Source organism: Afifella aestuarii (genome assembly GCF_004023665.1).
Lineage (GTDB): Bacteria > Pseudomonadota > Alphaproteobacteria > Rhizobiales > Afifellaceae > Afifella > Afifella aestuarii.
Genome location: NZ_SAUF01000005.1, coordinates 297,137 through 311,896, shown reverse-complemented (window position 1 = coordinate 311,896; position 14,760 = coordinate 297,137). Strand labels below are relative to the sequence as shown.

Below are 14,760 nucleotides of genomic sequence, written 5' to 3'. Positions count from 1 at the left end.
GTGACTTCAGCGCGGCAGAGGCTCGTTTCGCGCAGCCCTGCCCCGCCTGACGGCGACTTGCCCGGGCTTTTTCGACACGCCACCTGAAGACGGGGAGCGGACAATAGCTCCCCGTCTTCAGCTCGTCACGGGGGAAGCCGTCGTCATGTCTCAAGGAACGCCGCGACCGCATGAGTTCAAGCTCGCCAGCGTGCCAGCCTTCTGGCCGGTCGCCATGGCGTCCGCTCTCGCTGAAGAGGAAGCGGAACTCTATGCCCGCAACGTCAAATTCATCGAGGAAGAAATCAAAATCCATCACGAGCTGCGGCCGCAGCTTGCGACGGAGAACAGGATCCGCCTCGAACTGAGAACCATGCATCTGCGCGATTACGGACGCGAAGAAGGGCGCCCAACGCTCGTCATCGCCCCCTATGCCGGGCATAGCGCGATGATCGCCGACTATCACAAGGGCCAAAGCCTCGTCCAAACGCTGCTCGATGGCGGCATCGCCCATGTCGCCCTGACGGACTGGAAGTCGGCCACCCCCGACATGCGCGACTTCGATGTCGACAATTATCTGGAAGAACTTCTCGTCGCGATCGAGGATCTCGGCGGTTCGGCCGATCTCGTCGGGCTCTGCCAGGGCGGCTGGGCATCGGCAATGCTTGCCGCGCGCTTTCCAGAGAAGGTCAACAGCCTCGTTCTCGCGGGAGCGCCCATCGACACGAATGCCGGCGACGGCCCCATCAAGCGCATGGTGCAGGCCTCTCCCCTTTCCTTCTACCGCGAACTCGTGGAACTCGGCGGCGGGCTCATGCTCGGCCGCTTTATGCTGCGCGGCTGGAAGAACATGCATCCCGCCGAGCATTACATCGACGAGCACATTGAGCTTTACGAGCACATCGACGACCCGGCCTATCTCGCCAAACGCGAGACCTTCGAGAGCTGGTATGAAAACCCGATCGACCTGCCGGGACGTTGGTATCTCCAGGTGATCAAAGAGATCTTCAAGGAGAACCGCTTCGCCAAGGGCACCTTCGTCGGCCTCGGGCGGCCGCTCAAGCTGAGCGATATCAGCTGTCCGGTCTACCTTCTTGCGGGTGCCGCCGACGACATCACCACACCGGAGCAGGTGCTGGAGGCCGACCGTCTCCTTGGAACGCCCAAGGACGCGATCGTGAAGGAGACGGTGCCGGGCGGCCATATCGGGCTTTTCATGAGCGCGCGCACGCTCTCGCAAACCTGGCCGAAGATTGCGAGTTGGATCCTTCGCGCCTCCGACAGGTCATCCGCCACCTGACCACGCTCATTCGCCAGGACGGCAGAACCTCGCCGCCGCCTATTTCAACACCTCGACGAGCACGCTCGACAGGCTCGGAAAGGCGGCGATGAGGATGAGACCTATGAGGCTCGTGATCAGGAACGGCACGGCGCCGCGCGCGATCTTCTCCAGCGGCAGCGACGTCATATTGGCTGCCACGTAGAGATTGATGCCAACGGGCGGCGTGAAGAGCCCTATCGCCAGATTGACCATCACCAGGACGCCGAACCAGACCGGATCCCAGCCGAGCTCGCGCATCACCGGCAGGAAGATCGGCAGCGTGATGAACATGATGGTGATCGCGTCCATGAACATCCCCGCGATCAAGAGGATGAGCATGATGACGATGAGGATGACCCATTGCTGATCGCTCAGCCCGAGAAGCACGGTCGAGTATTTTCCGATGAGATCATCGACCGTCACCACCCAGCCGAAGAGGCTTGCATAGGCCACCACGAGCATGACGACGGCCGAGGATGCCGCAGCTGCGGACAGCGCCTCGTAGAGCGTCGCAAAGCTCAAGGTGCGGTAGACGAGGCCGCCGACGAAGAGCGCATAGACGGTCGCCACGATCGCCGCTTCGGTCGGCGTGAAGATGCCGGAATAGATACCGCCCAGGATGACGAGCGGTGTCATCAGACCCCAGAAGGAATGCAGGAAGGAGCGCCACAGCCGCCGCCCGTATGGGAGCTCCGAAAAATCCTGCGGCATCAGGCGCTCCAGGCTCGGCGGCATCTCGTTCGCATCCACTTTCGGCACGAAAGGCAGAGCGACGAGCATCAAGAGCCCCATGACAAGGCCCGGGATGATCGCTGCCGTGAAGAGGTCCGAAATCGAGGTTTCGGCAATGACGCCGTAGATGACGAGACCGATCGAGGGTGGAATGACGATGGAAAGTCCCGCACCGGCGCAGACGAGGCCGGCCGCAAAAGCTCTCGGATAGCCATCCTCGGCCATGCCGCGCACGATCAGCGGGCCAATTGCGGCAACCGATGCCGGCCCCGAGCCTGAGACCGCACCCCAGAAGAGGCAGACGACGGTTCCGACAAGCCCCATGCCCCCCGGCAGGCCGCCGACGAGAACGCGGAAGAAGGCGATCATACGCTCAGCAATGCCGAGGGAGCCCATGAGGGTGCCGGCGAGGATGAAGAACGGGATCGCGAGCAGAGAGAACTTGGCGATGCCGCTCGCGATCAGATCGCCCGCCATATCGAGGCCGAAGCCGATCGCCCACATCGCATAGACGGCAGAAAGCCCGAGGGCGAACGCGACCGGCACGCGCAGGAACAACAGCACGAAGAACAGGATCACCATCTGCGTGCCGGCATCGAGGTCAAACATCGGCGACGACCTCATGCGTGTCACCGCGCCAGCGCTCGAAGGCATGCTGAATGTAGCGGATAATGACGAGCGCGAAGCCGAAAGGCAGCGCCACGCTGTAGTACCAGGCCGGGATCTGCAGCGCGTAGGAGCGCACACCACTCTCGAACTGGTTCGCGAAAAGCTGCCAGGTGAACCAGGCCGACATCGCGAGGAGAGCGACGGAGAGGACGCTCGACAGGACGAGGATCGCCCTCCGAACCGGCCTCGGCACGGCATCATAGAGGATGGTCACGGCAAGATGCTCGCCGTTGCGTGCGGCGATGGCCGCGCCGAAAACCGTCAAAAGCAGAAAGCCGTTGGTGAGGAGCTCTTCCGTCGATGCGAGCGAATAGCTGGTCAGATAGCGCACGACCACATTGGCGAAGCCTAGGCCGGTCATCGCAAGAAGGATCACCGCGCAGACGATCTTCTCCGCTTCGCGCAACAGGAACGACACGAAACCTCCTCAAAGGCTGAACGTGCAGGCGGGCACAGACACCCCGCCTGCACGAGCGATGCCTCAGTTCGACTGAGCGATGGTGTCCTGGAAGCTCTTCACGAGATCCTCGCCCACCTTCTTCGACCAGGTGTCGAAGGCCGGCTTGGTCGCTTCGCGGAAAGCGTCGATCTCTTCGGCGTTCGGCTCGTAGACGTCCATGCCCTGTTCGCGCAGGAATTCGACGCCCTTGGCCGTGCCTTCACGGCTGATTTCCTTCTGGTATTCCATCGCCTCTTCGGCGGCCTTCTTCACCGTGGTCTTGGTCTGGTCGTCCCATGAATCCCAGAGCTTCTCGCTGACGCCGAGGAAAAGCGGGTCGTAGGAATAGTGCCAGGTGGTCAGGTATTTCTGCACCTCGTAGACGCGCTGCGGGATGATGACGGCACCGATCGGGTTTTCCTGCCCGTCGACCACGCCCTGCTGCAGAGCCGGAAACGTCTCCGACCATTGCATCTGCTGCGGGTTGGCGCCGAGCGCCTGCATCACGTCGATGTACATCGGACCCGAGACGCGCATCTTGAGACCCTGCATGTCCTCCGGCGTCTTGATCGGGCGGACATTGTTGGTCACTTCGCGGAAGCCGTTCTCGCCCCAGGCGAGAGCGATGATGCCGTGCTCTTTCAAGATCTCTTCGATCTTCTGCCCCGGCTCGCCGCTCGTCGTGGCGTCGACCGCGTCATAGTCCGAATAGAGGTACGGCAACGAGAAGACCGCAAGCTCCGGCACAAGCGGCGTGACGTTGATCGCGGAGGTCAGCATGAAGTCGATGGAGCCACGGCTCACCATCTCCGTCTGCTTCATCTGGTCGCCGCCGGCGAGCTGCGCATTCGGGAAGATACGGACGTCCATCTTGCCGTCGGTCGCCTCACCCAGAAGCTCGTTGAACTTCTCGGCACCCTTCTGCCAGGTCGTCGTGTTGCTGGTATTTTGCGACAACCGATAGGTTTCGGCGGAAGCCGGCCCCGCCATCGCGGCAAGTGTGGCGGAAAACAGCGCAATCGCGCCAATCTGCGAAATTTTCATTTTCTTCCTCCCGTTTTCGCCTCACCAACACGAACGATTTTTCGGCAAAGCGCTCTTTGGTGATCGAAAAATCCATCTGAGGCCGCGCACAATACGGATGAGCGAGCGCCACGCAATGCCGTAAACGCCTCACCCGGTGCACGAAAGGCCAAGACGAGGCGAACGTCGCTCCCCGCGCGACCTGGGTGGCAGGCGCGCTTCAGAATTCGTCCGACATGATGTGGGGAAAAGGGTGTGGTGGGTCCGGCAGGACTCGAACCTGCAACCAAGCGGTTATGAGCCGCCGGCTCTAACCAATTGAGCTACGGACCCAGACAGGCGTCAGGTACGCGATTGCCCGGCACCGGGCAAGCCGGCGCGACACAACAGCCCCAAAAAGAGCCGCATTCGGCAGGCATTCGCACGGGCCACCGATTCACGCACCCCGGAGAACCGACATGCCGACCAGACGCCTTATCGCCCCGGCCCTCGCCCTCTCGCTCGCCGCATTCGCAGCACCGGCGCTCGCACAGGATGGGCCGGACCGCCCGCAAATCAACGTCTCCGGCAACGGCGAGGCATTCGGCACGCCGGACATGGCGGTCGTCGCGCTCGGCGTGTCGGAACAGGCGAAGAGCGCGCAGGAGGCGCTTCGCGCCAATTCAGAGGCGATAACGAAGGTCACGCAGGCGCTAAAGGACCAGGGCATCGCCGACCGCGACCTGCAGACCTCCGGCTTCTCCATCCAGCCGGTCTACGAGCAGCCGCGCCCAGGTCAGGCTTCGGAGCGCAAGATCGTCGGTTACCGGGTCGACAACCTCCTCACGGTCCGCATCCGCGATCTTGAAAGTGCCGGATCGACGCTCGACAAGGTCGTGGAGCTCGGCTCCAACCGCATCCAGAATCTGTCGTTCACCATCGACGACCCGAAGCCGCTCGAAGAAGAGGCCCGCAAAAAGGCGGTCGAGGACGCGCGTGCCCGCGCCGAACAGCTCGCCGAGGCGGCCGGAATCACCCTCGGGCCGATCCAGTCGATCTCCGAACAGAGCTATGGCCGCCCGCAGCCGAAGATGATGGCGATGGCGCGCGCGCAAATGGACGAGGCAGCGGTGCCGCTGGAAGGCGGCGAAGTCTCCGTCGAGGTCCAGGTCAACATGGTCTGGGGGATCGAGGAGTAGAGGGCTAAGCGTCAGAGCTTCGTCTGGCGATCATCGGCCTCTAGGACTTCTAGCGCCCACTCTACATACGCCCTCATCTCGGGTGAGTGATTGAAGAAGACAAGAAGCTGCGATCCATATTGTTGTAGGACAGGGATCGCAGCCCGGATGAACTCTGCATTCGGGTCGCCCGTAAGTGCTGACCCTCCCGCAAGGAGCCCGAGAACTGCTCCCGCATTCGGTTCGCTACCGACACTGAGCCTGATCATCGCCCGAACGCCGTTACGTACGATCAGATAAGCAGAGTAACCGACTCGGGAGCCCGCCCAACCGAGATCTACAATACTGTCCCGGACCGGTCGGTGCAGTGCCCGTGTCTCTTCTTCAACGAAGTCGCGGTTTTCCGTCAGCTCTTCAAGGATTGCAGTTCCTGATTCGGAAATCTCATGTAACCGAACCGCGTCGAGGGCGAACTCATCAGCGCGATGGATGAGATCCCGCGCCTCGTCGAAGCCCATGACGAACGCTCCGTGTTGCCGGACGACGTTCTGCAGCAAAGCGTCAAGTTCTGGTTCAAGCGGCTCCGCGAGTGTCCGAGCAATGTTCTGCTGGCGATAGGACTGAGCGAAGCTGGAAAGCGCATTGCCAACAGACCAAAGGCCAGTGACATCGGCATCCGCGACTTCAACCTCAATGAGCTCGGCGTACTCCTTCGCGCTGAAAGCCAAGTCTGGATAGACGTTCCCCGCACGCCTTAGCGCTTGTGCCAAACGAGCCGCATCTCGCTTAAGACGGGCATGCAAGGCTTTCTGCCGGTCCACCTCTTCCGTTGCTGGGGCGCTTGGAACTCCAGACAGCTTGCCGTAGCGCACTCCATATTGCGGACCAGGGCCGGCGGAAGGCAAATTCGGAGGAAGCGGCAAGCTCAGAGGACGCAGATAGTCATCCGTCAGGTCGACTTCCAACGGTTCTCTCTCCTCGCTTCCGGCTTTCAGAAAGTCTTGTAACTTCGCCGGCGGCTCGTATCCCTCGGGGATGTGTGGCGGCAGTCCCTGCTGGCGACGCAGCTCGTTGATGGTTTCCACAGTGCGCGCGGGCTGACTCAGTGTCACCAAATGGTCGAAAGGCGGGATTCCGGTGATGCTGGCGCCAGCAAAGCGGAGCCCGAAAACGTCCTGGTCCGCGACCGCAGCATCTTGCAGGCCTATGAGCGAAGCGAGCGGGGTAAGGTCACGTACCAGCGTGTCATCGAAGCCGAGGGCTCGCAAGTTCGTAAGGCCCGAGAGCGGCTCAAGGTTGGTGACCATCGTACTGTTGAAGACAAGGGTCTGTAGGCTCTTCATACCCGAAAGCGGCTCAAGGCTACTAACCTGCGTACGAACAAACGATAGTAGCCTTAGGCGCTTCATACAGGAAAGCGGTTGAAGATCGCTGACATGTGTCCCAGCAAGCGCGAGAACCTGCAACTCTTCAAGACTGGAAAGAGGTGATATATCCCTCACGTCAGTTTCCGAAAGCCAAATCTCCCGCAAACTGTCAAGAACCGAGATTTGAGCAATATCACTTACCCGCGTGCCATCCAGAGATAGAACTGAAAGCCCCTTCAGCTCACGAATTTCGTCTGGAAGTGCGTATAGAAACCCTAGATCGCTGAGATCAAGGTGACCCCTTCTTCGTCGTTTCTCCCCCAAAATCCGTGACCGCGCTTCGGCAAAATCCTCCCGGCTGGCCGCAGCAACCCCGGCCTCCCAAGAATCGTGATTATCCCGCGCCATCAGCACCTCAGAAAAAAGGCCCCTGAAAAGGGGCCCTTATAAACTAATGTATCCGTCCGAGTTGAGCCAGATGCAGCAGCTCAGCTGTCCAGGAAGCTCCGGAGCTTCCTACTCCGACTCGGATGCTTCAGTTTGCGGAGCGCTTTCGCCTCGATCTGGCGGATACGCTCACGGGTCACCGAAAACTGCTGGCCGACCTCTTCGAGCGTGTGGTCGGTGTTCATGCCGATGCCGAAGCGCATGCGGAGAACGCGTTCCTCGCGGGCGGTCAGCGAGGCCAGCACGCGGGTCGTCGTCTCGCGCAGGTTCGACTGGATCGCCGCGTCGATCGGCAGAATGGCGTTCTTGTCCTCGATGAAATCGCCGAGATGAGAATCTTCCTCGTCGCCGATCGGCGTTTCGAGGCTGATCGGCTCCTTGGCGATCTTCAGGACTTTTCTGACCTTTTCGAGCGGCATCTGCAGCTTCTCGGCCAGCTCCTCCGGGGTCGGCTCGCGGCCGATCTCGTGCAGCATCTGGCGCGAGGTGCGGACGATCTTGTTGATCGTCTCGATCATATGGACCGGGATGCGGATCGTGCGTGCCTGATCGGCGATCGAGCGGGTGATCGCCTGGCGGATCCACCAGGTCGCATAGGTGGAGAACTTGTAGCCGCGGCGGTACTCGAACTTATCGACCGCCTTCATCAGGCCGATATTGCCTTCCTGAATCAAATCAAGGAATTGCAGGCCGCGGTTCGTGTACTTCTTGGCGATCGAGATGACGAGCCGGAGGTTCGCCTCCACCATCTCCTTCTTCGCCTGCCGGGCTTCGCGTTCGCCCTTCTGCACCTTGTGAACGATGTTGCGGTACTCGGAGATTTCGAGTCCGGTTCTCGCCGCAAGCTCTTGAATTTCCGTACGAATATCGTGGATCTGGTCCTTGCCGTTGGCGACGAAATCGCGCCAGCCCGGCGAGGTCAGACGCGCCACGCGGCGGATCCAGTGCGGGTCGTGCTCGTTGCCGCGATAATGCGACAGGAATTCCATGCGGTCGACGCCATAGCCCTCGGCAAGGCGCATCAGCCTGGTGTCGAGTGAAACGAGGCGTTTGTTGATGTCGTAGAGCTGCTCGACCAAGGCGTCGATGCGGCCCTGGTTCAGCGACAGTGACTTCACCTCGGCAACGATCTCGTCACGCAGCTTCTTGTAGCGGCGCTCCTGCGGCGGGGTCAGCGCCCGGCTCTGCATGTCGTTTTCGACAAGCGTGTCGTGCAGTTTTCTGAGGCGCTTGTAATTGTCCGCGATGGTATCGAAGGTCGCGAGCACCTGCGGCTTGATCTCCGCCTCCATGGCGGCAAGCGACAGATTGTTCTCGTAATCGTCCTCGTCCTCGTCGCTCTCCTCACCGCCTTCGGTGGCTTCCCCGGCCTCGGCTTCCGCCCCGCCTGCGGCCTGGCCCTGCGCAGGATCCGGCGCCTTGGCATCGGGCCCGGCATAGGTCGCTTCGAGATCGATGATGTCGCGCAGCAGCGTGTCGCCGTTGTTGATCTCATCGCGCCAGATGATGATGGCCTGGAAGGTGAGCGGGCTTTCGCAAAGGCCTGCGATCATCGCCTCGCGCCCGGCCTCGATGCGCTTGGCGATCGCAATTTCACCTTCGCGCGACAGGAGCTCGACCGCCCCCATCTCGCGCAGATACATGCGCACGGGATCGTCGGTGCGATCGGACGGCTCGCGCTTGGTCGTCTTCTTCGTGACGGCGGTCGAACCGGCCTCCACGAGATCGCGGCCCTCCGATTCTTCCTCTTCTTCCGCCTGCGGCTCGTTCTCTTCCGCCTCGTCGGCTTCCACCACGTTGATGCCCATATCGGAGAGCATCGACATGGTGTCCTCGATCTGCTCGGAGGTCACCTCCTCCGAGGGAAGGACGGAGTTGAGCTGATCGACCGTGACATAGCCGCGCTTCTTCGCCTCCTTGATCATGCGCTTTACAGCGGCATCAGAGAGATCAAGAAGCGGGCCATCGCTATGCTGGCCGTCGCGCGTCTCGTCCTTGGTTTCGGTCGTCTGGGGCTGGTTCGCTGTCGTCATTGATCCGTCGTCTCAGCGGTGCGATGGTCAATCGCCCGTGCTATCGCTGTCGAGGTTGCGTTCCAAACTAAGGGCTGCACCGTAAAGCGCCACTTAACCATGGCCCGCTTTATCGGCAATTTGTTTTTCTCGAACGCTCGACCGCTCGAACAAACTTGGCCCGCCTCAACGGCGAGCCTTGAAGGGATGAAGGAGAATGGTTTCCGTCTGCTCGTCTTCAAAGGCACGATGGCGGAGCCTCAGATCTTCCTCTTGTATATCCTTCAACCGGGTTAAACTGGCCTCAATCGTCTCGTTAGCAAGATCACGTGCTGCCTCCCGGCGCTCGTTAGATAGAGTTGTGGTGCGCAGACGCAAGAGGGCCGCATCGTCCCAAATGGCTGCGGCCTTGAGAGAATCTCCGCCCGGCCCCAGGTCGGCAAGGCCTGAAGTGGCCAGCTTGCGGCCGATTGTCTCCACCAGCGCCGAATGTCCTTTTGTCTTCAGTCGGTCAAGGAGTGCGCCCGCGCTCAGTTCGGGCTCTTCGGACAAAGCCAAAGCTATTGTGCCGGCAAGCTCAGAAAGTGCCGCATCCGTGAAAGGAATGCGGCCGAGCATCTCGAGCCTCTCTTCGGCGAGCTGAGGATGAGCCAGAAAGGTGCCGACCAGGATGGCGTCGGAAAGGCCGATCGCCGCCCCGGTCCGCCCACCGCCACGCACAAGCGCCGTCGACAGAAGGCTGGTCGAGGCTTCGCCCAGCGCCTCGGGCGGCATGAAGCGACCGCCCCGGCCGGCGCCTTGGCGTCGTCCTCCACCAAAATTCTGGCGGGGCGTGCGGCCCTGCTTCGCGCCTCCCCCGCGGCTGCGACGGCGCTCAAACAGACGGTCGCGATAAAGCTGCTCGTAGTTGCGGCGGACATCGGCATCGCCGATCTGCGCCACCGCGTCTTTGAGCGCTTTCTCGGCGCCGGCGAGACGCTCCGGCGTATCGAGCGGCCCGCGCTCCATCTCCCGGCGCCAGAGCATGTCCGCAAGCGGGTTCGCCTGATCGAGAAGAGAAGCGAAAGCATCCGATCCCGAAGCCCGAATGAGGTCGTCCGGGTCCTGCCCTTCCGGCAGGAGCGCAAACAACAGGCTGCGTCCAGGCTTCAGATGCGGCAAGGCAAGATCGATCGCCCGCGCGGCCGCCTTGATACCGGCCTGGTCGCCATCGAAGCACAGGATGGGCTCCTCGGCCATCTGCCAGAGAAGCTGCAGCTGTTCTTCCGTCAAAGCGGTGCCGAGCGGGGCAACAGCGGCTTCAAAGCCTGCCGCCACCAGTGCCATCACGTCGATATAGCCTTCGACGGCAATCACCTTCTGCCCCTTGGCGCTCGCGGCCCGCGCCATCTTGCCGTTGAAGAGAACGCGGCTCTTCGAGAAGAGCGGGGTTTCCGGCGAATTCAGGTATTTGGCCTGAGCGTCCGGCGACAGCGCCCGCCCGCCGAACGCAATGACCCGCCCCCGGAAATCGAGGATCGGAAAGATGATGCGATCCCGGAAGCGATCGTAGCTCACCGGAATGTCGTCGCCAGCGATGACGAGGCCGGCCTCCGCCATCTCCTCAGGCTTCACGCCCGCCTCGGCGAGATGGTTTTTCAGTGCATTGCGCGAGGACGGCGCAAAGCCGAGGCGGAAGCGGTTTTGGATGTCCTGTCCGAGGCCGCGATCGCGCAGATAAGCGCGCGCCCGGGCCCCATCCTTTCCGGCGAGGTTCGCCTCGAAAAAGGCAGCCGCCTTCTCCATCACCTCGACGAGGCCCATACGGCGGGCCTGGCGCGCCTCCTCGCGCGGGTCGGGATCGGGCAGCTTCAGTCCGGCATCGGCGGCAAGTTGCTCGACCGCCTCGGGAAACGTCATCCCTTCGAGCTCGACCAGAAAGGTGAAATGGTCGCCAGACACACCGCAGCCAAAGCAATGATAGCGGCCCCGGCGATTGTCGGCGTGGAAAGACGGCGTCTTCTCGCCGTGGAACGGACAGCAAGCCCAGTAATCGCCGCGAGATGGCAGCGATTTGCGCTTGTCCCACGACACGCGCCGGCCGACGACGTCGGAGATCGGGATCCGGCTTCGGATCGCGTCGAGAAAAGATGGCGGGAAACGCATCCTGCCCTCTTAGCACAGCGGCGGGAAACGCGGCAGAACAAATGGCATGAGCGCCGCGCCCTCCCCGCTACTCACAGCTTGCGCCGGCACCGCGGGCTTCAGGCCTACATCTTCTCTTTGATGCCGGCACGGATCAGCCACCAATTCACCGGATAAGCCGTCATGAAGCCGAAGATCATCGCGATCTGCATCATGAACCAGAACTCGACGCTCGTCACTTCGAGCTTCGCGCCGAGAACATGCGCGAAGATGTAGAAATGGGCGATGGCCATGAAGCCGTACATGCCGACCTGCCAGGCCGTGAGAGACAAAGCGTCTGCCTTCACCGCCTGGATGAGACCCTGCACCGGAGAGAGGTTCCGCATCGGCTTGATGGTGAAATACTGGAAGGCCACACCGAAGCCGAAGGCTAGGATATAATCGAGGATCCAGACCGCGAAGATCTTCTCCGAAAAGATCGTCTGCCAGCCGAACCAGACGGCGACGGTCGGAAACAGAAAGGCGATCCACTCCGCGCAGATGTCGCCAAGTGTGCAACCGGATCCACAATGGCTGGTGCCCTTGCCGACCATCACGGGAAATGGCGTCAGGCGCTGGCTCGGCGGCGTCTCGTTCGCCTGCATCGCCGCATGCATCTTCTCATGCGTCGCGAGCCGCCCGTAGGTGAAATAGGCCCAGAGCGCGATGAGTGAGGCAAAGAGCGCGAGCGCCGGCCAGACGATGTTCATGATCCACATATGCTGCGGATGGCGGCGCTCATCGACGGCAATGACGAGAGCGCAGACGAAACCGAGAAGCAAAGACGCAATCGCAAGAATATGGAGCCAGGCTGGAACCATTGTCACATCCCAATCGTGTTGCTGGAGTATCGGCTTTTCCAACAACCGATCGGCAGACGAGTTCCGCCAGGAAACCCCACATCCCTGGCGCGTCAGGCCACGTCGAGAGCTACGCCTTCACGCGCCAAGATCGGCGCGTGAAGGCCCTGAAGAGCGCTCTTAGGAGCTCAGAATGTCCTTCACGACGGAGCTCGCCCGGGCAAAATCCATGCGCCCGGAATAGCGTTCCTTGAGCGTGCCCATGCATTTGCCCATGTCGCGAAGGCCCTGAGCGCCCACATCTCCGACTACATCGCGGCAGGCGCTTTTGAGCTCGTCGTCATCCATCTGCCGCGGCAGAAACGAACGGATGACCTCGATTTCCTTGCGTTCCTGCTCGGCGAGGTCGAGGCGGGCGTTCTCCTCGTAGATCTTGGAGGATTCCTCGCGCTGGCGGATCATTTTGGTCAAGATCGACATAATCTCGTCGTTGGAGACGCCGTCCTTGCCTTTCGTCCTCGCCTCGATGTCGCGGTCCTTGATGGCGGCGTTGATCAACCGCAGCGTCGTCATGCGCACGCGGTCCTGTTTCTTCATGGCCTCTTTCAGGCCTTCGCTGATCTGATCGCGGATTCGATCAACCATGGGTCACCCCTTCGATGCGTCGTCAGACGCCTCAGATAAAATGAGAAGTGAAGTCTCGGTGGTCGGCTGTGGGTCTCATGTGGGTCTCAACCATCCTCGCGTTGACGCGACATGATCCGCCCACTACGTATCGCGCGCTGCCCCAGCGCGCCATAGAGGCCGTCGATATAGACACTCGCAGCGGGGACGCAAGAGAGCGCAAGCTCCACCTGTTCATGCTGACCGTCGGATCCGCTCATGACCGCCACTTCCTGGCCCGAAAGCAAACCCACTGCCTGCCTCGTCCTCGCCGACGGCACCATCATCGAAGGCGAAGGATTGGGAGCAACAGGCAAGTCTTCCGGCGAAGTTTGCTTCAATACCGCGATGACCGGTTATCAAGAGATTTTGACCGATCCCTCCTATGCGGGGCAGATCATCACATTCACCTTCCCGCATATCGGCAATGTGGGCACGAACGACGAAGACGTCGAGACGGTGAACATGGCACGCAATTCCGGCGTGGCCGGTTGCGTCTTGCGAGCACCGATCACGGCTCCGTCCAACTGGCGTGCGGCGAAAAACCTCGATGCGTGGCTGAAGGCTCGCGGCATCCCCGGCATTGCGGACGTCGACACCCGTGCCCTCACCAATCGCATCCGCGAAAACGGCATGGCGAATGCCGTCATCGTTCACGACCCGAACGGCAATTTCGATTACGAGGCGCTGAAAGCGGAAGCGGCCGCAATGCCGAAGATGGACGGGCAGGATCTCGTGCCGGGCGTCACCTCGGGCCAGCGCTACGACTGGAACGAAACGAGCTGGAAGCCCGGCCAAGGCTATGGACATCGCGAGGACGGCGAGTGCCACGTCGTGGTCGTAGATTACGGCATCAAGCGGAACATCCTGCGCCTCCTGACCGAAGAGGGCTGCAAGGTCACAGTTCTGCCTGCGACGGCGACGGCGGAAGATATTCTGTCCCTCAATCCGGACGGCGTTTTCCTCTCCAACGGTCCGGGCGATCCGGCTGCGACGGGGACCTACGCGGTTCCTGCGATTCGCAGCGTCATCGACAGCGGGACACCGACATTCGGCATCTGCCTCGGCCATCAGATGATGGGCCTCGCGCTCGGCGGGAAGACGGCCAAGATGCATCAGGGCCATCACGGCGCCAATCATCCGGTCAAGGACAAGACCACGGGCAAGGTGGAAATCGTCTCGATGAACCATGGCTTCGCGATCGATCGCGACAGCCTGCCGCCCGAGGTGGAAGAGACGCATGTCTCGCTGTTCGACGGCTCCAATGCCGGCCTGCGCCTGAAAGACAAGCCGGTCTTTTCGGTGCAATACCACCCGGAAGCCTCGCCTGGCCCTCAGGACAGCCATTATCTCTTCCAGCGCTTCATGAATCTCATTCGCGAGAACCTCAAAGCGCAGACGGACAAGACGCCGGCGTAAGCCGCCGCCACCGGCGGACCAGCTTTTCCGAAGCCGGTCTCAGCTTGGGGTGACTTCTGAGCGCCTGCGGTTGTTCGCAAAGAGGAAGCGCAGCATTTTGCCTGAGAACCAGGCGAAACCGCCGATGAGAGAAAGTCCGGCGAAAGCCCAAGCAGCGCCCGCTGCCGTCACCGGAACGGCCGGCTCGTAGATCTGCCAGGCGCCTTGCACGATTTTCTGGTCCGGATTCCTGAAGACGATCATCGGTCGCATCAAAGGCTCTGCCAGCTCCAGCTCCGCCTGCTGACGGCTGAGCGTCGAGAAGCGCGCGAGAAGACGCTTCATCGAGAGCCCGCGATCCTTGAGAAACGCTTCGGGCGACTGGGCATAAAGCGCCACCGCCTCGTCACGGTCGAGGCCGTTGCGGCGGACATCCTCGTCGAACTCCGCCACGACCTGCCGCATTTCATCGACCGCGCCGCCCAGGCGCTGCCGATATTGCTGGGCGAATTCCGGCGCCTGCGAGCCCGCAAGACCTCCAGCCAGCGCGAGGCACAGCACGGCCGTGCGGCCCGCAACGCTCATCCTTC

At 61.6% G+C, this 14,760-nt stretch carries 13 protein-coding genes and 1 tRNA gene; 3 read left to right on the top strand and 11 right to left on the bottom strand.

The features are described 5' to 3' along the window. Positions 1-145: 145 nt before the first annotated feature. Positions 146-1,279: an alpha/beta fold hydrolase gene (locus EO094_RS15670; RefSeq protein WP_128293848.1), complete on the top strand. Its 1,134-nt coding sequence runs from the start codon at positions 146-148 to the stop codon at positions 1,277-1,279. 39 nt (positions 1,280-1,318) lie between these two features. Here EO094_RS15670 and EO094_RS15665 read toward each other — a convergent pair whose 3' ends face one another. From EO094_RS15665 to EO094_RS15650, 4 genes are all read right to left on the bottom strand, one after another. Next, on the bottom strand, positions 1,319-2,641 hold the full coding sequence (locus EO094_RS15665; RefSeq protein ID WP_128293847.1) for a TRAP transporter large permease: 1,323 nt from the start codon (positions 2,639-2,641) through the stop codon (positions 1,319-1,321). Further along, on the bottom strand, positions 2,634-3,119 hold the full coding sequence (locus tag EO094_RS15660) for a TRAP transporter small permease (RefSeq protein ID WP_128293846.1): 486 nt from the start codon (positions 3,117-3,119) through the stop codon (positions 2,634-2,636). Before EO094_RS15660 ends, EO094_RS15665 begins: the two co-directional genes overlap by 8 nt. 63 nt (positions 3,120-3,182) lie before the next feature. After that, entirely contained in the window at positions 3,183-4,184 is a 1,002-nt protein-coding gene (locus EO094_RS15655) for a DctP family TRAP transporter solute-binding subunit (RefSeq protein WP_128293845.1), read from the bottom strand. 235 nt (positions 4,185-4,419) lie between these two features. After that, positions 4,420-4,496 (bottom strand) — tRNA-Ile (locus EO094_RS15650). Positions 4,497-4,621: 125 nt separating this feature from the next. On the opposite strand from EO094_RS15650, the gene EO094_RS15645 reads away from it, so the two are divergent. Beyond that, a complete protein-coding gene (locus tag EO094_RS15645) occupies positions 4,622-5,341 on the top strand; it encodes an SIMPL domain-containing protein (RefSeq protein ID WP_128293844.1) in 720 nt (239 codons plus the stop codon). 11 nt (positions 5,342-5,352) lie between these two features. Here the strand turns inward: EO094_RS15645 and EO094_RS15640 are convergent, their stop codons facing one another. From EO094_RS15640 to EO094_RS18505, 6 genes are all read right to left on the bottom strand, one after another. Next, the gene (locus EO094_RS15640) at positions 5,353-7,095 is read right to left on the bottom strand and encodes a leucine-rich repeat domain-containing protein (RefSeq protein ID WP_128293843.1); all 1,743 of its coding nucleotides are present in this window, start codon (positions 7,093-7,095) and stop codon (positions 5,353-5,355) included. A gap of 80 nt (positions 7,096-7,175) precedes the next feature. Next, a complete protein-coding gene (gene rpoD / locus EO094_RS15635; RefSeq protein WP_128293842.1) occupies positions 7,176-9,167 on the bottom strand; it encodes an RNA polymerase sigma factor RpoD in 1,992 nt (663 codons plus the stop codon). Positions 9,168-9,332: 165 nt separating this feature from the next. Continuing rightward, positions 9,333-11,291, bottom strand: coding sequence for a DNA primase (gene dnaG / locus EO094_RS15630; protein ID WP_128293841.1), 1,959 nt, complete (start codon positions 11,289-11,291; stop codon positions 9,333-9,335). A gap of 104 nt (positions 11,292-11,395) precedes the next feature. Further along, positions 11,396-12,130 (bottom strand): DUF4396 domain-containing protein, encoded by a 735-nt coding sequence (locus EO094_RS15625; protein WP_128293840.1) that lies wholly within the window; start codon positions 12,128-12,130, stop codon positions 11,396-11,398. A gap of 159 nt (positions 12,131-12,289) precedes the next feature. Continuing rightward, positions 12,290-12,754, bottom strand: coding sequence for a GatB/YqeY domain-containing protein (locus EO094_RS15620; RefSeq protein WP_128293839.1), 465 nt, complete (start codon positions 12,752-12,754; stop codon positions 12,290-12,292). Positions 12,755-12,840: 86 nt separating this feature from the next. Continuing rightward, on the bottom strand, positions 12,841-12,993 hold the full coding sequence (locus EO094_RS18505; RefSeq protein ID WP_164879693.1) for a hypothetical protein: 153 nt from the start codon (positions 12,991-12,993) through the stop codon (positions 12,841-12,843). Between EO094_RS18505 and carA the strand changes: the two genes are divergently transcribed. Further along, a complete protein-coding gene (gene carA / locus EO094_RS15615) occupies positions 12,992-14,191 on the top strand; it encodes a glutamine-hydrolyzing carbamoyl-phosphate synthase small subunit (RefSeq protein WP_128293838.1) in 1,200 nt (399 codons plus the stop codon). The two genes, EO094_RS18505 and carA, sit on opposite strands and share 2 nt — an antisense overlap. 39 nt (positions 14,192-14,230) lie before the next feature. On the opposite strand, the gene EO094_RS15610 is transcribed toward carA, so the two are convergent. After that, complete coding sequence (locus tag EO094_RS15610) at positions 14,231-14,755, bottom strand: DUF2937 family protein (protein ID WP_128293837.1); 525 nt, start codon at positions 14,753-14,755, stop codon at positions 14,231-14,233. Positions 14,756-14,760 lie beyond the last annotated feature (5 nt).